This window comes from Synechocystis sp. PCC 7339 (assembly GCF_019924095.1).
Lineage (GTDB): Bacteria > Cyanobacteriota > Cyanobacteriia > Cyanobacteriales > Microcystaceae > Synechocystis.
Genome location: NZ_CP063659.1, coordinates 309,305 through 329,853 on the forward strand (window position 1 = coordinate 309,305; position 20,549 = coordinate 329,853).

The following is a 20,549-nucleotide window of genomic DNA, read 5'->3' on the forward strand; positions in this document are numbered from 1 at the left end:
TAATTTTAGGTTGATTCGTTATTTAATAAGGCGATGGCTGCGGCTAAGGTAGATGGATAATGCTTGGCTAAATCTGCAAACCAAATTCCCTCACCGGACAGTGGGTCAAGTTGATCTAGCCATTGTTGTGCTTTTTGAGCAATGATTGCCTGCCTTTGTTGCTCTTGGCGATCGATTAAATTTTTTAATTCTGGATTTAAAACTTGGGGTGATTCTTTGATTATGGTTGGGATTTGATTCGTTTTTTCGGGAAAGTAATTAATCTTAAAACCTTGTTTTAATTCATTTAAAATTCTATCTAAAGTTGGATGCTGTTGCCCTTTACTCAAGGTAGGGTCTATCGTTGGATTATTAGATATTATGTCTGGTTCTTGAATATATTTTTGGTGGAGGTCAGCCAGTATAGAGTCAATGGAATCGGAGTCGTTCATAATAAAATCTCTAGTTTTAATCCTCGATAGCGTTTAATAAAACTTCAGTTAATGTTAAATCTTCCATTTCATCAAAAGTTACCGTATCGACGATATCAAACTTGGCTCCTACTTCCATTAATTGATCATCAAGGGCTTGAAGAAATTTGGTAGCACTGGGGTCATTACCGATTTGCATGAATGAAATGGCCAATTCTTCATCTGCATCTAGACATTTGCTGGCTTGGATAATGATTTCAAACACGGATCTACGATCATTCGGTTCTCCATCCGTAATCACTAAAATAGTTTCACCTATTTGGGCTTGATTAGATTTTTTTCGTTGTAAAAAATTATTGATCGCATCCTGTAGAACGGCGGTGAGATTAGTGCCCCCTACTGGCTCATTTTCTTGGAAAATTTGCTCTACTTTAGATGCGTTGACGTTATCGTAACGACGAAATTTACCAGAGAAGGTGTACACGGTGATCCCATCATCATCTAGCTGATCACACTTTCTGGCTAGGGCGAGGGTTGATTCTTGAACTAGCTCCCATCGGCTTTTTTGGAATTTTGGCTCGATGATAGACATGCTACCGCTTTTATCAATAATGAGTGTGTAATCCCGTTGGTTTGGCATCTTGAACCTGCTTGTGAAATGAACTTGTTGTCAATTATAGAAATTTTTTCAGTCTGTCAGTAGCATAATTTTGATTTTTCTACGACTCTACCAATAAATTGGAGCATTCAAAATTATTTGATGAACTCAGAATTTACCAAGGATGATAAATATTTTTAGCGTTTTTGATGATTAATTATTCCGTTGACCACATCACGACAAGACTAGCTTTAATTATTCTCGTCGGCGATCGCCATTGATCCAGCTATAATGATTGCCGCTTTATTTCCTTGAACTTTGTCCATGATCAAAAATGACATTTGGATCCGCGCCCAGGCCGCCCAAGGCATGATTGAGCCTTTTGAACCCCAGCTAATGCGGCAAATAGAGGGGGAACCGGCTATTTCTTTTGGTCTAAGCAGTTTTGGTTATGATATTCGACTTTCGGCGGCGGATTTTCGCATTTTTCGTCATATTCCGGGCACTGTAGTTGACCCCAAAAACTTTAATCCCCACAATTTGGAAGCAACCCAACTCCACAAAGATAGCAGTGGCAGTTATTTCATTTTGCCGGCCCACTCCTACGGCCTAGGGGTGGCAGTGGAAAGATTAGCGATCCCCGCCAATGTCACTGTGCTTTGTATCGGTAAAAGTACTTACGCTCGGGCTGGCATTATCGCCAATTTAACTCCGGGGGAGGCGGGGTGGTGTGGTCACCTCACCCTGGAATTTTCTAATTCCTCCAGTGCCGATTGCCGTATTTACGCCAATGAAGGCATTGTGCAACTGCTCTTTTTTGAAGGGGAAAACTGCGACATTAGCTACGAAACCAGAAGGGGCAAATATCAAAATCAGCCCCAATCGGTCACATTACCCCGGGTTTAGGGTTGCCAAAAACTACGCACTAGATCAGGGTGGGATGGAAGTAGAAAGCTAGGGCCACAATGGCATAGGTGGCGAGCAATAGGACCCCCTCTAGCCAATTGGAACTGCCGTCACCACTGATGGAGTTGACAATCAACACCGCCACCAATACCGCCACCAACTCGAAAGGATTGAAATTTAAGTCCATGGGTTGACCGATCGCCCAGCCGACGATGACCAGGACTGGTGCCACAAAAAAGGCAATTTGCAGGCTCGATCCCATCACCACAGACATGGAAAGATCCATTTTGTCCTTCATGGCCACAGTGACGGCGGTGGCATGCTCAGCGGCATTACCAATAATGGGTAGGAGAATTACCCCAGTAAACAGGGCAGTTAATCCCAGGGACTCCGTAGCCACTTCAAGGGAGCCCACCAGTAATTCCGACTCCACGGCTACCCCCAGGGTGACGGCCAATAAAACCCCCGTCCAAAGCCAAAGATTTGGTTTTTCCTCTTCTGTGGGAGGGGATGGTTCCGCCATGGTTTCGCCTAGTTCCGGCATTTCCATATTTTCAGCTAAACCCACATCGTACAAATAGGCGTGGGTTCCCATGGAAAATACCAGAGAAAGCAAGTAAACCCCGATCAACACTACGGCTACGGCCACGGACAAATTTTGCAAAACCGTTTCCGTCACCCCTGTGGAGGTATATTGCAACGCTGTGGGCAAAAGAATGGCCACTACGCCCAAATTCATGGTGGAGGCATTTAAACGGGCGGCGATCGGTTGGAAATTCTGTTCCTTATAGCGCAATCCCCCCAGGAAGACGGCAAAACCCATTACCAGCAGTAAGTTGCCAATAATTGATCCCGTCAGGGTGGCCTTAACTACATCGATCAATCCCTCCTTCAGGGCAATGTAAGCCAAGATTAGCTCCGTGGCGTTGCCGAAGGTAGCATTGAGCAAGCCCCCCGCATTGGGACCGATGACCACAGCGATTTCCTCCGTGGCAGTGCCCATGAAGGCTGCTAGGGGCACAATGGCCAAACCCGCCAAAATGAACACCGTCGTTTCCCCCCAACCCAACCAGTGGGCGGCAAAGGAGAGGGGACAAAAAACTAACAGAACAAGAAAAATTTTACTTTTGGTGGACATAACCTGGCGATCGCCATTGCAATGGTTTTTTGGATAGCTCGATTCATTATGCCCCAGGAAATTTCAAAATCATCTTGATCTGAAAAGATTAAATAATTCCTCCTGGGGGAAATTATTGGCCGCTCTCTTGGAGGGTAGGCCGTGGTTTAGAATATATCCCTGGGGGTTTCCCGCAAAACGATTACCAGGGTTGGCCGAGCGGTTGAGGCAGCGAACTCATAATTCGCCCTAGACAGGTTCAACTCCTGTACCCTGGACTTTTATTTAGTTGATGAAATTTTTAGAGATTATCCTAAGCTTTGTCATTAAGCCTGGTGAAGGGTAAAGAGGCTTATTTTTCGGTGGTAACCATGGCGATCGCCTGCTAGACTAGAAAGGTTGTCAAAAATTCGCACATCCAAGCTTTCGGGTGTTTCTGCCACAAGCTGAAATTCCCTTGGATGAAGGATAAACCCGAATAGGAGAAAATTTAACATGCCCGTAGTTTCTCTCGCAGATTTGCTAGAGTCTGGTGTTCACTTCGGCCACCAAACCCGCCGCTGGAACCCCCGCATGGATCAATATATTTACACCGCCCGCAATGGTGTGCATATCATTGACCTAGTGCAAACCGCCCAACTGATGGAGGACGCCTATGAATATGTGCGCTCTTCCACCATCAACGGTAAAAAGTTTTTGTTTGTCGGCACTAAACGCCAGGCCGCTGGCATTATTTCCCAGGAAGCCCAACGCTGTGGAGCCCACTACGTCAACCAACGATGGTTGGGGGGCATGCTCACCAACTGGGAAACCATCCGTAAACGGGTTGATCGCCTAAAGGAATTGGAAGCCCTAGAAAGCAGTGGCGCCATTGACCGTCGCCCCAAAAAGGAGGGTTCCATGCTCCGGCGGGAACTGGGGAAATTGCAAAAATACCTCGGCGGCATTAAAAATATGCGCAAGCTCCCCGATGTGGTGGTGATTGTTGACCAACGACGGGAACATAACGCCATCCACGAGTGCCAAAAACTAGGCATTCCCATCATCGCCATGTTGGATACCAACTGTGATCCCGATGTGGTAGATGTGCCCATCCCCGCCAACGATGACGCGATCCGTTCCATCAAACTGATTGTGGGCAAATTAGCCGATGCCATCTATGAAGGTCGTCATGGTCAGCCAGATGTCAGCGATGACTACGAGGAATTTGACGAAGGTTTAGATGGGGATAATCTGGAAGTAGAAGCCGCTGAAGAGGTGGAGGAAGTGGCCGAAGCAGAAGCTACGGCAACCCCAGAAGCTTAAATTTTGTCCCTTTTTCCCTTTGTCCTACCGATGGACCGAGGGAAACCCAGTCCCGGTGCTAGGGGAACATCTAGCTGGTGTTGGCCATCACTTTTTTCCCTTAGCCCAATAATTACCGTGCAATCATAGAAAAACTGATTAGGAACGATAACCATGGCAGAAATTACCGCTCAACTCGTGAAGGAACTGCGCGATAAAACCGGCGCGGGCATGATGGATTGCAAAAAAGCCCTAAAGGAAAATGAGGGTAATTTAGAAAAGTCCATTGAATGGCTCCGGCAGAAGGGTATTGCCTCCGCTGATAAAAAATCTGGTCGCACCGCCGCCGAAGGTTTGGTCCACAGCTATATTCACTTTGGTGGCCGCATTGGCGTGTTGGTGGAAGTTAACTGTGAAACTGATTTCGTGGCCCGGGGCGATCGGTTTAAAGATTTGGTTAACGATGTGGCCATGCAGATTGCCGCCTGTCCCAACGTGGAATATGTCAGTGTGGCTGATATTCCCCAGGAAATGGTGGCTAAAGAGAAGGAAATTGAAATGGGGCGCGATGACCTGGGCAAAAAGCCTGCCAACATCAAAGAAAAGATTGTCCAAGGCCGCATCGACAAACGCCTGAAGGAGTTATCTTTGCTGGACCAGCCCTACATCAAAGACCAAAATCTCACCATCGAAGAATTGGTCAAACAGGCGATCGCCGAATTGGGAGAAAATATCCAAGTTCGTCGCTTTATTCGCTTTAACCTGGGCGAAGGCATCGAAAAGGCCGAAACCAACTTTGCTGAAGAAGTGGCCGCCGCCGTTAAGGGCTAATACTCAGCTCTGAACACCAAGCTATTGATCGGCTAAATTTGAGAACCCGTTGAACCCAGATTTCCACCGCCACAGGCCGAGGGAGATTTGGGTTTTTGCCTTGGGTATCAACTCCAGAAAATCTTGGCAGTCTATCTTTGCTTTGCCCAGAGAGTGTGTCAAAATCGTGGATAACTTAGTCTGTCCTAGGCTCCCATAACCTTATAACTATCGCCATCATTGCCATGTTGCCATTGCCATTAATTGCCAACGGAAAGGGATTTATCCGCGCTCTAGAAAATGCCGGGGCTTTGGCGGTGTATGCGCCCCTGGAAGGTGGTTATGAAGGTCGTTACCAAAGACGTCTGCGGGCCAACGGCTACACCAGCATATCCCTTTCTGCTAGGGGTCTGGGGGATGTGGAGGCTTATCTGATGCAAGTCCATGGGGTACGCCCAGCCCATTTAGGCAAGAAAAACATTGCTCAAGAAGGGGCAGTGGGGCCGGTTTATTTTGCCCAGCCGATCGCAGGTTACCAGTTAGAAAATTTACCGGCCCAAAGCAAAGGTTTGGTGCTGTGGATTTTGGAAGGTTACATTCTTTCCCAAACGGAAATTCAAGATTTAATTAGCCTCACTAAACGGGAACCGAGGCTGAAGGTGGTGCTGGAAATGGGAGGCGATCGGGTTTTCCGCTGGCAACCGCTACTAGATTGTTTGCAGGCGGCCTAGGCTTTTATATTTTATTTACAGCCAGCCTAATTTGCTGACCAGTATCTTTTAACCTTAATTTCTAACCCCCATGACCGCCCGTATCGCCCGTCCCTATGCGGTTCTTTCCATTGGTACGGCCCTGGCCACCATGGGTTTGAAATTAGGGGCTTACGCCATCACTGGTTCCGTGGGGTTATTGTCCGATGCCCTGGAATCTACGGTCAACTTGGCTTCGGCGATCGTTGCTTTTTGGGCTCTCTCCTTAGCCGCCACCCCGGCGGATTCTCAACACCCCTTTGGCCACAGCAAAGCAGAATATTTTTCCAGTGGCTTAGAAGGGGCTTTTATTCTCATTGCAGCCCTGGGTATCGGTTACAGCGCAGTGGAACGTTTACTCAGCCCCGAACCCTTGGAGCAAAGTAGCCTGGGCATTGGTTTGGCGATCGCCGCTACGGTCTTAAATGGGACAGTGGCTTGGATTCTTTGGCGGGCGGGAAAAAGATTAAATTCCATCACCTTGCGGGCCGATGCCCAACACCTACTAACCGATGTCTGGACTTCGGTGGGGGTAGTGGTAGCAGTGGTGCTAATTTTTTTCACTGGCTGGCAATGGCTAGACCCCCTCATTGCCCTGGGGGTAGGGTTGAATGTGCTTTGGACTGGCATACATCTACTGCAAGAAACTTTTTCGAGTTTGATGGACAAATCCTTGGACTCCGAGCAATTGCAAAAAATCACCCATTGCTTTGCCGTCTACGAAGACGAGGGAGTGCGTTTTCATCTATTGCAAACTAGGGAAGCCGGCTCCCAGTCCTTTATCTCTTTCCATGTTCTGGTACCGGGGCATTGGACTGTGCAACGGGGTCATGATCTGTGTGAATCCATCGAAGCGGCGATCGCCCAACGCATTCCTGACTCCCGGGTAACCACCCATTTAGAACCTCTAGAAGATCCCAAATCCTGGCAACATAACTATGATTTTTCCCCCTCTCCCCCTTTAGGTCAGGCCAAGCCCGATTAGATTTTGGGGTATTATGCAAAAACTTGGCCTCGGCAGATTCCGGCTCCAGGTAACATAACAAACTTTTTTTGTCACTTGCGACGACAGGAGAACTTTCAAAAATATGAACAAATATACCAAAGATGACGATGGACGGCTGAATAATTTTGCCGTTGAACCCCGGATCTACACAGCAGACGCCCCAAGCAAAGCCGATAAACGGAATTATTTGATTATGGCGGCCATTACTGTTGTCCTGGTGACAGGGTTAATTGCCGTGGCAGTAGCGGCTTCCGGGACCAGCACCTAATTTTGCCCGTAGATTAAGAAGGTATCGCCATCGTTGCTCCCTGGTCGCGATGGCCAGTCAACTTCTAGAATCAAGGGAGGGTGGAAAGTAGCATGGGACAAAAAACTACAACTTTGTACGACACCGATTTCAATCTTTGGATTGAGCAAACTGTACGCCAACTTAAACGGGGCGATGTACAATCCTTAGATTTAGAGAATTTAATTGAAGAAATAGAGTCCATGGGTCGCAGCGATAAACGGGAAGTTTATAGTCGCTTGAAAGTACTTTTCCTGCACCTGCTCAAATGGAAATATCAACCCCAGAAGCGCACTGGTAGTTGGAAAAACACCATCGATGAGCAAAGGGATCAGCTTAGTTTAATCCTGGCCGATAGCCCCAGCCTGAATCCCTATGTGCAAACCATATTTGCCGATTGCTATCTTAAAGGGAGAAAGGGCGCAAGCAACGAAACCGATTTGCCCCTCTCAAACTTTCCGGTGGATTGTCCCTTTTCCCTGGCGGAAATCCTTGATGCTGAGTTTTTCCCTGATTAATCTGTTGCCTAGCTGAATGAATTCCCCTGCCCCTGATCCGGCCCTCTCTACGGCGATCGCCAGCACCCAACAATCGTTAAATTGGTATGCTAGCCAGCGTCGTCATTGGAACTATCCCCCTAATCTGGAATTGCAGGGGGCAGTGCGCCAAGATATTCAAGCTATGCACCAAGCCCTGGCCAAACTGGAGCAACAGCTATTTAAAATTGCAGCCTTTGGTTTGGTCAGTCGGGGTAAGTCCACAGTGATTAATGCATTGTTGGGGGAAAAGCGTCTGGAAACGGGGCCGCTCCATGGGGTAACCCAATGGCCCCAATCGGTGCGGTGGTGCAGTAACGACAAAATTCAAATTGATCTGATCGATACACCGGGGCTAGATGAAATTGCCGGGGGGGCCCGAGCGGCCATGGCCCAAACGGTGGCGCAACAAGCGGATCTGATTTTATTCGTCATTGCTGGGGATATTACCCAAAGCGAATTTGCCGCCCTCCAGACACTGCGCCAGGCCCAAAAACCCCTACTGTTAGTGTTCAATAAAATTGATCTATATCCAGAACAGGATCAACAACAAATTTTTGCCCAGCTACAATCCCTCACTCCCGACGGGGAAGATAGTCCTATTTTTTCCGCCGAGGACATTGTCCTGGTGGCCGCTGAGCCTCCCCCTATCATGGTGCGGGTGGAATATAGCACCTCTCCCAGGGGGGCCCAACCAAGCCCCCCTCCAGAGGAACGGTGGGAAAAACCAGCCCCCCAACTGGATCAACTACGCCAGAAAATTTTCACCATTCTGAACCGGGATGGCAGTCGACTGTTGGCCCTCAATGCCCTGCGTCAGGTGGAAGAAGCCGAAAAGAATATTGCCACCAAAACCATTGAGATCCGCACTGCCGAAGCAGACCAAATCATTGGTAAATATATGCGCTACAAGGCCCTGGCGATCGCCGTTAATCCGATCGGTCTCTTGGATTTAGGAGCCAGTTTGATCACCGATTTGTTGTTAATTCGAGGGCTAGCAAGGCTTTATGGTCTGCCCATCACCAGCTACGAAGCAGGCCGCATTTGGAAAAAAGTAGTAATTGGTGCCAGTGGCATTTTAATTAGTCAATGGCTATCGACTTTATTTTTAGGTCTGCAAAAAACCGCTCACCTCTTGGAAAATCCCGGTAATTTAGCTGCCTATGTAGGGGGAGCCGCGCTCCAGGGGGGAGTGGCCGCCTACAGCACCTACATTGTGGGGGAAGGGGCAAAAATTTATTTAGCTCAGGGAGCCAGTTGGGGCCATACCGGCACCAGCACGGTGATCGCCAAAATCAAAAGCAGTGCCTCTCCAGAAAGCCTGATTCAGCGCTTGGATAACCCCTAAAGTCCGCTAGCAAGGTTTTAACTCTGGCAATAATATTTCCTTTCACATACCATTTTAGTGTTGCCGTATTTTTATCCTTAATGGTTTTGATCAAGATTAAAATGTACACCGTTGCAACAAAAAGAAAAAAGGCTGGGGGATAAGTTTATAATCCATCAAACCAAATACGGAATTATCGTCAATTTTCTTAAAAGAATCATTAATCGGTAAATAATAGTAAACCATAGTGGCAGTAACCGCACCACGATTTTCCATCATTCGCAAACGTGCTTGGCTAATTTCAGTTTTAAAGAAACGATTAAACCAACGAAGACCTGGAGCAATCCATGGATAACGAGCAATATGAAAACGCAAGGAGAGCGCCATCACGGTTGGGTCTGGCTTCAGTTTAAAAATTTCTCCCTGGTGATTTTGAAATAACAAAGGATGGACTGTTTCCGAGTCAATAAACTCTTTGCCATACCAACAAATTATCTCTAATATGCCGTCCATAGGATGATTGGTGGAAATTCCCTTGCCCTGCCAACGCCCCATCATAAAAGCGAGATCCACTGGTTCTAAGGAATCATAAAAGGACAACGCCTCGGCAGTCGTCATTGAGGGAACTGACAAGGGAGATAGTAAATCAGCTTTAGCCATCACAGTAAATTCCTAGGGTGTAGGGGCTAGAAAAACACATCCATTTCCGATCGCCCGGTAATTTTAAGCCAGTTTTGGGCCTCAATGTAATTGTTAGGGGCCAGACGTATGGCCTGCTTCCAATATTCCGCCGCTTTATCAAACAAATTTTCCGCATCGTCTTCCTGCCCCGCTTCCTTAGCCCTTTCCCCTTGGAAATGGTAAATCACCGCAATATTATTCAACGCCGAAGGCATTTTCGGGTTGAGTTCAATCGCCTCTTGGTAAAGCCCCAGGGCCTTTTCATGGTCGCCGTTGCTGGCGTGAATTAGGGCCATGTTATAGAGGATGTAACTACGGTCATTGGGATTTTCCTCCAACCGTAATGCTTCCTCGTAGTTATCCAGGGCTTCTGCATATTCCCCGTCCGCCTGGGCTGACATGCCGTCCCGATAATAAACAAAGGCCTCCTTCGCTTTTTGGTTAGTGGGCAGAATTTTCAGGATAATGTCCGCCATAACGGTAAAGGACTTATCAATGAAATTATCGTTACGTTGGGTGCGGGGCATAGTAATTAAATAATCTTATCTGGTCAACCATTCTAACTTTTCTCGTAGCGTCGGCAAAACTCTCCTTTTCCCCATTGCTGATCTGGGAAATTTGATGATAGCCAAAATCATCTCGTCAACCGGGCAAATAATTTTTCCAACTCCACCCAGACGAACATTAAACTGCTAAAACCAAAACAAATCAGTAGTTGCTGGGGGCTGAGCCAATCAGTACCAAAGAAATTCCTCAGAGGTTCAACGTACACCAAGCCCAATTGCAGCATGGTGGTGACAATTACGGCTCCCCAGAGGTAGGGGTTGGTCAAAGGATTCATTTCTATGGTCAAACGGTGGCTGGAACGCACCGCAATGGCGTGGCCCATCTGGGCAATACAAAGGGTAGTGAAGACCATGGTTTTCCAACTGCCCGGCACACCGGCTAGCTCAGTGGTGTGATAGGCCAAGAGCATGAGGGTGATGGTAACAACGGCAAAAACCAGACCGATGCGAATAATATAGGCCCCCAATCCCCGCGAAAAAATACTTTCCTGGGGACTAAAGGGGCGACGCTGCATAATGTTTGGTTCCCCCGGTTCCATGGCCAAAGCTAAGGCTGGTAAGCCATCGGTGACCAAATTCATCCAAAGGATTTGTAGGGGGGTGAGGGGCACCCCAGACAACCCCAGCAGGGGAGCGGAAGCAATGGTGATCACTTCCCCCACATTGCTGCCCAGAATGTATTTAATGAAGCTACGGATGTTGTTATACACCACCCGCCCTTCCTCGGCGGCGGCCACAATGGTGGCAAAGTTGTCGTCCAACAAAACCATGTCGCTGGCTTCTTTACTGACATCGGTGCCAGTGATGCCCATGGCAATGCCAATGTCGGCTTGTTTGAGGGCCGGGGCATCGTTGACCCCATCCCCGGTCATGGCCACAAAACGATTCCTGGCTTGGAACGCTTTGACAATGCGTAGTTTATGTTCGGGGGAAACCCTGGCAAAGACACTCACCTCTTCCACTTGGGCTTCTAGATCGCTTTGTTGTAGCTGTTCTAAGGTTTGCCCTGTCAAAAAACGATCGCCGGCCTGGTTAATGCCCAGATCCTTGGCGATCGCCAGGGCAGTGAGGGGATGATCGCCGGTAATCATCACAGTGCGAATGCCAGCGGCGAGGGATTTTGCCACTGCTAGCCGCACCTCTGGCCGGGGCGCATCCAACATACCCACCATCCCCAACCAAACCAAATTTTCTTCGGCGGCTATTAGATCTGGAGTGCTGGGAATCTGGGCCAGGGATTTACAGGCAAAACCCAACACCCGCAATCCCCGACTAGCCATCAGATTGTTATCACTCAAAATTTGTTCTTGATGTTGGGGGCCAAGGGGTACCCCTTGGCCAGCAAGGTGGATCTGGTCGCACTGGGACAGTAACAACTCCGGCGATCCTTTGGAAAAAATTAAGTAGGGGGCCGACGGTGAAGCCAAGCTTTGCAAAATCCTCGATAAATCCGGTAAATGGAGATCTTCTTCGCCGGGGACCGCCACCACCACCCCCATGCGTTTGCGTTCCGAAGAAAAAGGAAATTCTCCCTGGCGGACAAAACTAGGCCGTAGTTGCCCCTGGTCAAAGCCAAATTTCCTAGCGAGAGCCAGTAATGCGCCTTCGGTGGGGTCGCCAATCACTTGCCACTGTCCTTCCCCGGGATCGCAGTTCAGGTCAGAATCGTTACAGATAATGGCGTTGAGACACAGGAGTTGCAGCGCTGGGGGCCATGGCCCGGAAGTGACCCTCTGTTCCCCATCCGATAGGTTGATAATGTTGCCCTGGGGTTGGTAGCCCTCTCCGCCAATACTGAGGCGATCGCCATGGGTCAGCACCTCCCGCACCACCATTTTATTTTGGGTGAGGGTGCCGGTTTTATCCGAGCAAATCACATTGACAGAGCCGAGGGTTTCCACCGCCGGTAACTTGCGGATCAGGGCGTGACGTTTAATCATCCTCTGGGTACCCAGGGCCAGGGTAACGGTAATTACCGCCGGTAAACCTTCCGGCACCACCGCCACTGCCATGCTGAGGGACGTTTCCACCAACTGTCGCAGTTGTCCCCAGCCACTCTGCCAGACTCCTAGGATAATTACCACCGCCACCAGCATGAGGGAACCAGACACCAGGATGCCGGCCAAATTTTCCATCCGTTTTTGGAGGGGGGTGGGTTCCGGGGCCACGGTTTGTAACATCTGGGCAATTTTGCCTAATTCGGTGCCCATGCCAGTATTGGTGATCACCGCTCTGCCCCGGCCTTGAATGACTTCAGTGCCAGAAAAGACCATATTTTGGCGATCGCCAAGGGGGGTATCTAGGGGTAAACCGGTGTTGCTGACAATTTTTTCCACCGGGTGGGCCTCCCCGGTCAGGGCCGATTCCCGCACCAATAAATTAGCCACTTCAATCAGTTGGCCATCGGCACAGAGTTGACTGCCCGCCTCCAGCAAAATAATGTCCCCCGGCACTAGGCTGGCCGCTTTAATTTCCTGGCGATCGCCATCCCGTACCACCTGTACCTTAGGAGAAGCCATTTTTTTCAGGGCGGCTAAGGCCTTTTCTGCCCGACTTTCTTGGAAATAACCCAACAAACCATTGAGAATGACAATGGCAAAAATAGCAATCGTATCCTTGAAGGGCAAACCCTCCGTCTGGGATTGTTCTAGCCGTAAACTGAGTAGGTCTAAAACCCCGGAAATAATGGCCACTCCGATCAGCATCAACAACATCACATTGGTGAACTGATCAAGCAAAATTTGCCAATTATTACGACCGGCGATCGTGGCAATTTCATTGAGCCCATAGGTGCGTCTTCGTTCCACCACCGTCTTTTCCGCCAATCCCCGATGGGGGACAGTGGTCAACCGTTGTAGAGTTTTTTCGATGCCATAGCTATACCAAGCCTCGGCCTTGACTGGGGAGACGGACACATCAGGGTCAGACATTAAAAAGTCAGCTTAAATTTGGGTTCCAATTTGTTCTAACGGGCTATTTCCTATTTTAAAGGCCGGCTTTGGGGGCCTACTACAATTGACCGTAATTGTTTACACTGAATTTCAAGCTTGTTTATGAGTTGAAATACTTAGAGACCCTTCCCATGCCCAAAAATATCGTCGTTGCTCCCTCAATTTTGTCAGCAGACTTCAGCCGCTTAGGTGAAGAAATTAAAGCCGTGGACGAAGCTGGAGCTGATTGGATCCACGTTGATGTGATGGATGGCCGCTTTGTGCCCAATATCACCATCGGCCCGCTGATTGTGGACGCTATCCGTCCCCTGACCAAAAAACCCTTAGACGTTCATTTAATGATCGTTGAACCGGAAAAATACGTCGAAGATTTTGCCAAGGCCGGTGCTGACATTATTTCTGTCCATGTGGAGCACAACGCTTCTCCCCATCTGCATCGTACCCTTTGTCAAATTCGGGAATTGGGCAAAAAGGCCGGGGCGGTGCTCAATCCTTCCACTCCCCTAGATTTTCTTGAATATGTATTGCCCGTCTGTGATCTCATCTTGATCATGAGCGTCAATCCCGGCTTTGGTGGTCAAAGCTTCATTCCCGAAGTGTTACCCAAAATCCGCGCCCTGCGTCAGATGTGTGATGAGCGGGGTCTGGATCCCTGGATCGAAGTGGATGGTGGTCTTAAACCCAATAACACTTGGCAGGTGCTAGAGGCCGGAGCCAACGCCATTGTGGCTGGTTCCGCTGTGTTCAATGCCCCCGATTACGCCGAGGCGATCGCCGGAGTACGAAACAGCAAGCGTCCAGAACCCCAACTGCTAACGGTGTAAACCTGCACCCATACCCATGGACAAAATAGGAAGACTAGGGGGCGCTATTCAACCCCCATTTCCTGCCATAACAAAAGCCCAGGAAGAAATCCCCTGGGACAGTTGTGAGGTGGATTGCTTTTTTCACCTCTGCTGAATTTTCAGGCGATCGTTAACCCCCAGCTACGGCGGGCACAATACTTACCTCATCCCCCGCACTCAGAGCTGTGTCCGTACCTTCCAAAAAGCGGATGTCTTCTTCGTTGACGTAAAAATTGAGAAAGCGGCGGGGTTTGCCTTCTTCATCACACAGCCGGGCCTTAATACCGGGACAACTAGCTTCTAGAGCTTCAATCAACTGTCCTACGTCAGCGGCCTCACAATCAATGGTGGCTTGACCACTGGTGAACTTTTGTAGCGGAGTCGGAATAAGAACTTTAACCGTCATGATATTTGCAAAAAAAAGAGGATTGCTCAACCGGGGCAAAGCCGGTGAAACCACTAGATCGATTAGACCGCTAAAGTCCCTTCAACGTCAAGTTAGTCACTGTGAACCAATTCCATCCTAGGATACTAAATTGATGGAACTAAAAGGCCTTCAAGTAGTTGGTTAAGCTTGAATTCCTCATGGACATTGGCTCAGTGAGTTACAAATTCAGTAAGCGTCTAACTCTAATGTACAGTTGGCGATAATACGGAGTTGGGGATTGTCTATCGCTTTGCTTGCTTACCCAGGGATTATTAGTTGCATTTCCAACGGGCTAACAGAAATATTTAATTAGATCAATTGTTTAAGTAGTTGGTGGGTCACTCATTCAATGGCAATTTCTCACATGCAAACAAAACTACATTCTTTATCGGTCAAATTTCTCAAAAATATTAGTGAATTAAAAATTTCCTTTGATGGTAAAGATATTACTGGGATTTTTGGCGCTAATGGATGTGGAAAATCTACAATCATTCACGCATTACCCCTCTTCCGTCATTCTAGGCAGACGAATAGCAAAAATCATTCCATAAATTTACCAGATATTGTAATCTGTCAAGCTTATTAACCCTGTTAAAAAGCTTAGTCAATTCTCTCAAAAGATGGGCAACTGGGAATACTTTCACCCATTTTGTAATAAGACTCACCGCATTAAGTAAGTAGGTGACAAGCCTAAGATTATTTGGCCACGTCTTCCAGCCTTTTTCTCCATTCCATTACTCATGCTTTTGATGAGATTTTGATATGGGATTCACTGTCGGATTAAAGCCACTTTCTTCTAGTTCTTTTATTATTTCTACTGCTAATTCTGGTTTCATTTTATACTTATCTCCCTCTTTTAATCTTTCTTTTGGTTTAAGCACTTTTAAATCTAGAGGAAACGTTACCCCATCACAGTAACCATAGGCATTTACTGACACTATACCGTTTTCTATTTTTCCTAAATTTCCAATGTATTGTCTTTTTACATAATCTGTTGTTTTCCCTTTTTTGGGATCTCCCGTTTCATCTATTATGACTATAATTTCTCTTCCTTCTAAAACTTCTAAGGTGACATTTAACCTTATACAGTTCACTGTATGTATCTACACACTGTACTGTCTTTTTTGCCTCTCTTGTCCTTGTCATACTCCCTCCGGGCTTTTCAGCCTTTTATCTCCATTCTAACTTTTATCTCCATTCTAATTCACCGACTTTGATGGAAGAGGGGTATTCAACGAATCATATCAAGATGCGAAGGAATTGCTGGCTGATGATTCAGGGTTATCTATCGATACGTTTCCTGAACAACCCATTGCTACCCTTGAACCTAAGTACAAGACAAAAGTTGTATGGGGCAGAACTCTGACTGGAGCAGAGAAGGGGAAGGAGAGATGAAAAAACGGCGCAGTAAATCAAAGCCATAGCGAAACAGACTACGAGCTCGACGACCATGGGCTGGGATGATGCGAATGGGTTTCTGTGTATGTCGCCACAAACCAGCCTTCATGGCCCAGACAAAAGCGATGGCCAACAGAGCCAGTAGCTTCGAGAGACGTAGGTTGTCGGTAAAATGGAAATGGGAGGATTCCAAGTAAAAGCCCCGAGTTTTGAGAGCACCAAACAGGGTTTCAATTCCCCAACGACGAGCGTAATCTTTCAAAGCGGTCTTGGGCTCATGACTGATGATAATCAGAAAATCATCATCCCTATCCTGAGATTTCTGCTGTGGCTTGAGACGAGTGCCGATGACATAGACGGGACGACCCCAGACCCAACGTTTCCCCGGTAGAACCCGTGTCTCATCGATGGCTAATGAGCGAAACAGGTGCGACCCGGCGATGGCTGGTTGACCTAGACCTCTGCTAATCTTGTCGCTCTGACGCATGCGCAGACGAAAGGGAATGGGTTTATCCATCATCAGGTACGATAACCAGGACTTGCCGATGAACTCTCGGTCTCCGGTGAGATAGTCAATCTCAGTCTTGGGAAATAAGCGTTCAAAGCGCTCGAGCAAGTCCATGCGCTCTGTACTGTTGCTGTTGCCCTTCTTCTCCAACATCGTCCACATCAGGGGATAGCCTATGCCTTCATGGACCACGCACAGCATTAGGATATTGAAATTGGTTTTACCAAATGACCAGTTGGTACGGTCTATGCTTAAGACCCAAGGTTGTGGGATGCCAGCGGTACTCATCACCATCTTGGCGATGGTGTCCATACTCACGTCAAATGACCTGAAGAATCGCTGCATACGTTTGTAATTGGATGCTTCCTCTGCATTACCTCCCCAGACTGTGGCGAGTTCGGCGAGATTAACGGTTTTAGCTCGGAACAAGGCTACTAAGAATAGGGCTACAAATGACACTCTGGCTCCATGCCATCCCATGTGGGGTCGCAATTGCTCGCGAATTTCGCTAATCTGACTCATGAGGGTTTGTTTGGTTTGTGTTAACTCCTATCAAACCCTCTCCCTGTAATCTTTTCAAGTTTTTGTCCCGTACTGAGCCCTTGAACAGGTAATTGATGAAGATTGGTTGCCCTAGGCGACGCCATTAGGGCTCGCTGTGCGTTGGGCCAGAATCAAGACCGAGATTGCTAAGTTTTTTGAAGAGGCGATCTGCATCGGAGTTTTGTGGGTAGGTTAGTAGAGTGTTATTTGGTGACGCAGATTTATGGCTGAAGGGTTAAGAGCTTATTGGTATCAAGGGGTTGATGCTCTCCTGAAGGGCGATGAAGCTTTGGCTCAAGATATTTTTATGTCAGCGATGTTGGAATGTCAGGTGGATGAGGTACAAGAACGGACTGCAGAATTGGTGGCAGTTCTGGAAAATACGGCGATCGAGTTATTGCAAGCCAGCAATTGGGCGGGGGCTAGGAAATGCTATGAAATGGCGTTGGAGGCTGATCAGTCTTTTGAAAATCTAACCCTAAAAAGAATTCTTTTTTGGCGGGAAATATACACTCAGCATTGTGAAAATAGGGGATACGAATTTAAGACTGATTGGTTCAGTAGTAACATTCCAATTTGGAATCAAATTTTGAAAAAATTTGTCGATTCGCCTAATTTATCTTTTTTGGAGGTTGGTAGCTGGCAAGGCCGGACAACTTGCTGGTTGTTGGACAATATTTTGACTGATCCGTCATCGACTATTACTTGTATTGATACTTTTCAGGGAAGTATGGAGCATGAATCTATGGGTTTGGGAGAAGTGGTTAAGTCGCTGGAGTCAGTTTTTGACTATAATATTCAGCAAACGGGGAGGGCCAATCAGGTTAAAAAGTTGGTAGGTTTTTCCCAGGCTTGGTTACGCCAATTGCCGGTTAACTCTTTTGACTTTTACTATGTTGACGGTTCTCATGTCGCCTCAGATGTAATGGAAGATGTTGTTTTGGGTTGGGGATTGTTAAAGGAGAGCAGCATCATTATTTTTGATGATTATGGCTGGAGAGCTTACCAGGATCAACCGACAATGCACCCCAAATTGGCGATCAATTCTTTCTTGGAAGTGTTTCAAGATCGGGTCAAGATTATTTACAAAGGATATCAAGTTATCGTTCAAAAAATTTAGTAGGTAAATAATGGCGACTTCAGAACAAATAGAACAAATAGAAGCCCTAATCACTCAAGAAAGCTATGATCAAGTTATAGTGCTTCTAGAAGATCATATAGAACATAATCCGGAAGGATTAACTTATTATTGGTATCTGGGTTTGATTTATGTATTACGAGAAAATGAAGAGTTAGCTCAAGAAATTTGGCTCTCCGTATTATTTCAAGGAACCTTAGAAGAAGTTGAAGAGTGGACGGCTGAATTAATCAATTTTTTGGAATCTAAAGTCAAAGAAAATATGGTAAAAAATCGATTGGGTAATGCCAAAATTATTTATGAAAGTATAAATATGATTAGGCCGGAGTACAAAAATCTTCAATTATTATCAAATTTAATAAATTTTTTATATCAATTGGCAACAACCTATGGAATTAAAGAAGAATATGAGAAGGCGATTATTGTTTATTCTGACATACTGAATCTAGATTCTTACCATGGCCCTAGTTGGTATTCTCTTTCTTTATGCTTTTACTATCTAGAAGATTATCTCGAAGCTGAAAATTCAATAAAAAAAGTATTAAGAATTGATCCTTCTGCTAATAATTTTTATGGACTAGGGATGATTGTGGAGAAGCAAAAAAATTATATCCTTGCCATAAAAGCTTACGGTCAAGCAATTAACCTTGATCATTATTTTTTAAATGCCTATCTATCTTTAGCAAATTTGCACTGCAATCAAGAAGATTTTAATAAAGCAATTATTATTTATGAAAAAGCCCTCAAACTATTTCCTCAAAATGTCTTAATTCTACAAAAACTTAGTTCGATATATAAATTAATTGGAGATGAAGCGAAGTCTTATTTTCACTTGGGAAATTTAAGTTATATCAAACATAATTATCAATTATCTATTGAAAATTTTGAAAAGTATTATTTATTGGAGAAGACAGGAGATATAGAATTTTATTTAAAACTTACTCAATCCTATTTAAACATAGATGAAACAGCAAAGGCAATATACTCAGTTGAAAAAGGTTTATCGGATTTTCCTGACTCTTTAATTCTCAAGAGATTAAATCAATCCATACTACCTATATTATATAAGAATCAAGAGGAAATAATTGATTATCGTCAGCGTTTTACATCATTACTTGATCATTTGATTAAGGAAACAAAAATTGAAACAAAAAAAGATAAACAAGAAGCGATTAAAACGTTAGGATTGATAACAAACTTCCGCCTTCCTTACCAGGGCTTAAATGATCTATATCTAAAAAGAAAGTATGCTAAATATGTTTGCACCATTGCTAAAAAAATTTGTCCAGACCTTTGCAAAATAAAATCATTAAATAACGTTACTGTAAATCAAAAGATACACATCGGTTATATTTCACTACGTTTACATGCTCTAGGCAGACTATACTTAGGCTGGATAAAGTATTGCAACAAAGAAAAGTTTGAAGTTTATGTTTATGATTTATCGGGAAAAAGTGATAACCAACTATCTAGATATCAAAAAGATATTAAGAAATATAGCAACGGCTATCAGGTTATTTTTGATGTGCCAAACTTGCATGACTTATCTGAGAAAATTGCTTCAGATAAAATACAAATTTTGATTATTCCTGAAATAGGTATAGATCCTGTTTTTGAAATTATTTCTTGCTTAAGGCTTGCGCCAATACAGTGTACAACTTGGGCTCATCCGGTTACATCAGGAAGCCCAACGATTGATTATTTTCTTTCCAGTAATTTGATGGAGCCTGTAAACGGCGACGAACATTATTCTGAGAAGCTAGTACGACTTCCTAATTTAGGTTTTCCACTACAATATAGTCCACCTCCACAGTTAGATAAAAAGCGTTCTGATTTTCATTCAAGGGAAGAAGCAATAATTTATTTATGCTCTCAGTCATTGTTTAAATATTTACCTCAACATGACTACATTTTTGCGGCTATTGCCTCTCAAAGTAAACTATTTCAATTTGTTTTCTTAGATCCAGCACAAGGTAAGACCGTTACCGAAAAATTTCAAGAAAGGTTAGATAAAGTTTTTCGAGACTACGGTTTACATTACCAAGACTATTGTGTTTTTTTACCTCGCTCAGACGAACCGACCTATCTCCAACTTAATCAATTATCAGATATATTTTTAGATTGTCTGAGTTGGTCTGGGGGATTTACGACAAAAGATGCCATAACCTGTGATTTACCTGTGGTGACCTGCCCAGGTGAATTTATGAGGGGAAGGCACTCTTATGCAATCTTGAAAATGCTTGGTGTTACAGAAACAATTGCTGAAACAGAAACAGAATATATTGAGATTGCAGTGCGTTTAGGATTAGATCACGAGTGGCGACAATCAATTTGCGATAAAATGGCGAAAAATAAACATCGTCTCTTTGATGATCAAGAGTGTGTCAGAGGTTTAGAAACTTTTTTTGAGGAAGCCGTACGGAAATATTCTAAAATGAAAAAAATTAATGGAGATTTATAAAA

The 20,549-nt window shown here is 45.6% G+C and carries 21 protein-coding genes, 1 tRNA gene and 1 pseudogene; 13 read left to right on the plus strand and 10 right to left on the minus strand.

Annotated elements, in window-relative coordinates; all coding sequences use genetic code 11:
• Window positions 1–5 precede the first annotated feature (5 nt).
• Window positions 6–431, minus strand: coding sequence for a salt stress protein, Slr1339 family (locus IQE94_RS01410; RefSeq protein ID WP_223342552.1), 426 nt, complete (start codon window positions 429–431; stop codon window positions 6–8).
• Window positions 432–447: 16 nt separating this feature from the next.
• Window positions 448–1,050 carry a VWA domain-containing protein gene (locus IQE94_RS01415; protein ID WP_190597699.1) on the minus strand — a complete coding sequence of 201 codons (603 nt, stop codon included), beginning with the start codon at window positions 1,048–1,050 and terminating at the stop codon, window positions 448–450.
• Window positions 1,051–1,332: 282 nt separating this feature from the next.
• Between IQE94_RS01415 and dcd the strand changes: the two genes are divergently transcribed.
• Window positions 1,333–1,914 (plus strand): dCTP deaminase, encoded by a 582-nt coding sequence (dcd, locus tag IQE94_RS01420; RefSeq protein WP_190597698.1) that lies wholly within the window; start codon window positions 1,333–1,335, stop codon window positions 1,912–1,914.
• A gap of 19 nt (window positions 1,915–1,933) precedes the next feature.
• Here dcd and cax read toward each other — a convergent pair whose 3' ends face one another.
• Window positions 1,934–3,052, minus strand: a complete 1,119-nt coding sequence (gene cax / locus IQE94_RS01425) for a calcium/proton exchanger (RefSeq protein ID WP_194018851.1) — start codon at window positions 3,050–3,052, stop codon at window positions 1,934–1,936.
• Between the two features lie 184 nt (window positions 3,053–3,236).
• Between cax and IQE94_RS01430 the strand changes: the two genes are divergently transcribed.
• A tRNA-Ile gene (locus IQE94_RS01430) sits at window positions 3,237–3,309 on the plus strand.
• A 217-nt stretch (window positions 3,310–3,526) separates the two neighbouring features.
• A complete protein-coding gene (rpsB, locus tag IQE94_RS01435; protein ID WP_223342553.1) occupies window positions 3,527–4,336 on the plus strand; it encodes a 30S ribosomal protein S2 in 810 nt (269 codons plus the stop codon).
• Here the strand turns inward: rpsB and IQE94_RS01440 are convergent.
• Window positions 4,333–4,491: a hypothetical protein gene (locus tag IQE94_RS01440; protein WP_223342554.1), complete on the minus strand. Its 159-nt coding sequence runs from the start codon at window positions 4,489–4,491 to the stop codon at window positions 4,333–4,335. The genes rpsB and IQE94_RS01440 overlap by 4 nt on opposite strands.
• On the opposite strand from IQE94_RS01440, the gene tsf reads away from it, so the two are divergent.
• From tsf to IQE94_RS01470, 6 genes are all read left to right on the plus strand, one after another.
• Window positions 4,490–5,146, plus strand: a complete 657-nt coding sequence (tsf, locus tag IQE94_RS01445) for a translation elongation factor Ts (RefSeq protein ID WP_212715661.1) — start codon at window positions 4,490–4,492, stop codon at window positions 5,144–5,146. The genes IQE94_RS01440 and tsf overlap by 2 nt on opposite strands.
• A gap of 224 nt (window positions 5,147–5,370) precedes the next feature.
• Window positions 5,371–5,856 (plus strand): NAD(P)H-quinone oxidoreductase subunit N, encoded by a 486-nt coding sequence (locus IQE94_RS01450; protein WP_212715662.1) that lies wholly within the window; start codon window positions 5,371–5,373, stop codon window positions 5,854–5,856.
• A gap of 70 nt (window positions 5,857–5,926) precedes the next feature.
• A complete protein-coding gene (locus tag IQE94_RS01455; protein ID WP_212715663.1) occupies window positions 5,927–6,859 on the plus strand; it encodes a cation diffusion facilitator family transporter in 933 nt (310 codons plus the stop codon).
• A gap of 103 nt (window positions 6,860–6,962) precedes the next feature.
• Complete coding sequence (gene psb34 / locus IQE94_RS01460) at window positions 6,963–7,148, plus strand: photosystem II assembly protein Psb34 (RefSeq protein ID WP_194015617.1); 186 nt, start codon at window positions 6,963–6,965, stop codon at window positions 7,146–7,148.
• A gap of 92 nt (window positions 7,149–7,240) precedes the next feature.
• The gene (locus IQE94_RS01465) at window positions 7,241–7,684 is read left to right on the plus strand and encodes a DUF29 domain-containing protein (protein WP_212715665.1); all 444 of its coding nucleotides are present in this window, start codon (window positions 7,241–7,243) and stop codon (window positions 7,682–7,684) included.
• A gap of 16 nt (window positions 7,685–7,700) precedes the next feature.
• Window positions 7,701–9,050, plus strand: coding sequence for a GTP-binding protein (locus tag IQE94_RS01470; RefSeq protein ID WP_212715666.1), 1,350 nt, complete (start codon window positions 7,701–7,703; stop codon window positions 9,048–9,050).
• 96 nt (window positions 9,051–9,146) lie between these two features.
• On the opposite strand, the gene IQE94_RS01475 is transcribed toward IQE94_RS01470, so the two are convergent.
• From IQE94_RS01475 to IQE94_RS01485, 3 genes are all read right to left on the minus strand, one after another.
• Window positions 9,147–9,689 carry a DUF4334 domain-containing protein gene (locus IQE94_RS01475; RefSeq protein WP_223342555.1) on the minus strand — a complete coding sequence of 181 codons (543 nt, stop codon included), beginning with the start codon at window positions 9,687–9,689 and terminating at the stop codon, window positions 9,147–9,149.
• 26 nt (window positions 9,690–9,715) lie between these two features.
• Window positions 9,716–10,237, minus strand: a complete 522-nt coding sequence (locus IQE94_RS01480; RefSeq protein WP_194015626.1) for a photosystem I assembly protein Ycf3 — start codon at window positions 10,235–10,237, stop codon at window positions 9,716–9,718.
• Between the two features lie 107 nt (window positions 10,238–10,344).
• Window positions 10,345–13,206, minus strand: coding sequence for a cation-transporting P-type ATPase (locus IQE94_RS01485; RefSeq protein WP_212715670.1), 2,862 nt, complete (start codon window positions 13,204–13,206; stop codon window positions 10,345–10,347).
• Window positions 13,207–13,358: 152 nt separating this feature from the next.
• On the opposite strand from IQE94_RS01485, the gene rpe reads away from it, so the two are divergent.
• A complete protein-coding gene (gene rpe, locus IQE94_RS01490; protein ID WP_194015628.1) occupies window positions 13,359–14,051 on the plus strand; it encodes a ribulose-phosphate 3-epimerase in 693 nt (230 codons plus the stop codon).
• A 151-nt stretch (window positions 14,052–14,202) separates the two neighbouring features.
• Here rpe and IQE94_RS01495 read toward each other — a convergent pair whose 3' ends face one another.
• Complete coding sequence (locus IQE94_RS01495; protein ID WP_212715672.1) at window positions 14,203–14,532, minus strand: MoaD/ThiS family protein; 330 nt, start codon at window positions 14,530–14,532, stop codon at window positions 14,203–14,205.
• A gap of 316 nt (window positions 14,533–14,848) precedes the next feature.
• Between IQE94_RS01495 and IQE94_RS01500 the strand changes: the two genes are divergently transcribed.
• Entirely contained in the window at window positions 14,849–15,085 is a 237-nt protein-coding gene (locus IQE94_RS01500; RefSeq protein ID WP_223342556.1) for an AAA family ATPase, read from the plus strand.
• Window positions 15,086–15,281: 196 nt separating this feature from the next.
• Here the strand turns inward: IQE94_RS01500 and IQE94_RS01505 are convergent.
• Both IQE94_RS01505 and IQE94_RS01510 read right to left on the minus strand, forming a co-directional pair.
• Window positions 15,282–15,581 (minus strand): annotated as a pseudogene (locus tag IQE94_RS01505) (transposase); the annotation flags it as partial.
• Window positions 15,582–15,826: 245 nt separating this feature from the next.
• The gene (locus tag IQE94_RS01510; protein WP_223342557.1) at window positions 15,827–16,927 is read right to left on the minus strand and encodes an IS4 family transposase; all 1,101 of its coding nucleotides are present in this window, start codon (window positions 16,925–16,927) and stop codon (window positions 15,827–15,829) included.
• Between the two features lie 244 nt (window positions 16,928–17,171).
• On the opposite strand from IQE94_RS01510, the gene IQE94_RS01515 reads away from it, so the two are divergent.
• A complete protein-coding gene (locus IQE94_RS01515; RefSeq protein WP_223342558.1) occupies window positions 17,172–18,068 on the plus strand; it encodes a class I SAM-dependent methyltransferase in 897 nt (298 codons plus the stop codon).
• Between the two features lie 10 nt (window positions 18,069–18,078).
• The gene (locus IQE94_RS01520; RefSeq protein WP_223342559.1) at window positions 18,079–20,547 is read left to right on the plus strand and encodes a tetratricopeptide repeat protein; all 2,469 of its coding nucleotides are present in this window, start codon (window positions 18,079–18,081) and stop codon (window positions 20,545–20,547) included.
• Window positions 20,548–20,549 lie beyond the last annotated feature (2 nt).

Excerpts from the sequence above, each read along its gene's own strand:
- IQE94_RS01470 (WP_212715666.1), top strand. The coding sequence starts at position 7,701 with ATGAATTCCCCTGCCCCTGATCCGGCCCTCTCTACGGCGATCGCCAGC.
- dcd (WP_190597698.1), top strand. The coding sequence starts at position 1,333 with ATGATCAAAAATGACATTTGGATCCGCGCCCAGGCCGCCCAAGGCATG.
- IQE94_RS01510 (WP_223342557.1), bottom strand. The coding sequence starts at position 16,927 with ATGAGTCAGATTAGCGAAATTCGCGAGCAATTGCGACCCCACATGGGA.
- IQE94_RS01520 (WP_223342559.1), top strand. The coding sequence starts at position 18,079 with ATGGCGACTTCAGAACAAATAGAACAAATAGAAGCCCTAATCACTCAA.
- IQE94_RS01485 (WP_212715670.1), bottom strand. The coding sequence starts at position 13,206 with ATGTCTGACCCTGATGTGTCCGTCTCCCCAGTCAAGGCCGAGGCTTGG.
- rpsB (WP_223342553.1), top strand. The coding sequence starts at position 3,527 with ATGCCCGTAGTTTCTCTCGCAGATTTGCTAGAGTCTGGTGTTCACTTC.
- IQE94_RS01415 (WP_190597699.1), bottom strand. The coding sequence starts at position 1,050 with ATGCCAAACCAACGGGATTACACACTCATTATTGATAAAAGCGGTAGC.
- IQE94_RS01500 (WP_223342556.1), top strand. The coding sequence starts at position 14,849 with ATGGCAATTTCTCACATGCAAACAAAACTACATTCTTTATCGGTCAAA.
- IQE94_RS01440 (WP_223342554.1), bottom strand. The coding sequence starts at position 4,491 with ATGGTTATCGTTCCTAATCAGTTTTTCTATGATTGCACGGTAATTATT.
- tsf (WP_212715661.1), top strand. The coding sequence starts at position 4,490 with ATGGCAGAAATTACCGCTCAACTCGTGAAGGAACTGCGCGATAAAACC.
- IQE94_RS01455 (WP_212715663.1), top strand. The coding sequence starts at position 5,927 with ATGACCGCCCGTATCGCCCGTCCCTATGCGGTTCTTTCCATTGGTACG.
- psb34 (WP_194015617.1), top strand. The coding sequence starts at position 6,963 with ATGAACAAATATACCAAAGATGACGATGGACGGCTGAATAATTTTGCC.
- IQE94_RS01475 (WP_223342555.1), bottom strand. The coding sequence starts at position 9,689 with ATGGCTAAAGCTGATTTACTATCTCCCTTGTCAGTTCCCTCAATGACG.
- IQE94_RS01515 (WP_223342558.1), top strand. The coding sequence starts at position 17,172 with ATGGCTGAAGGGTTAAGAGCTTATTGGTATCAAGGGGTTGATGCTCTC.
- IQE94_RS01450 (WP_212715662.1), top strand. The coding sequence starts at position 5,371 with ATGTTGCCATTGCCATTAATTGCCAACGGAAAGGGATTTATCCGCGCT.
- IQE94_RS01410 (WP_223342552.1), bottom strand. The coding sequence starts at position 431 with ATGAACGACTCCGATTCCATTGACTCTATACTGGCTGACCTCCACCAA.
- IQE94_RS01465 (WP_212715665.1), top strand. The coding sequence starts at position 7,241 with ATGGGACAAAAAACTACAACTTTGTACGACACCGATTTCAATCTTTGG.
- IQE94_RS01480 (WP_194015626.1), bottom strand. The coding sequence starts at position 10,237 with ATGCCCCGCACCCAACGTAACGATAATTTCATTGATAAGTCCTTTACC.
- cax (WP_194018851.1), bottom strand. The coding sequence starts at position 3,052 with ATGTCCACCAAAAGTAAAATTTTTCTTGTTCTGTTAGTTTTTTGTCCC.
- rpe (WP_194015628.1), top strand. The coding sequence starts at position 13,359 with ATGCCCAAAAATATCGTCGTTGCTCCCTCAATTTTGTCAGCAGACTTC.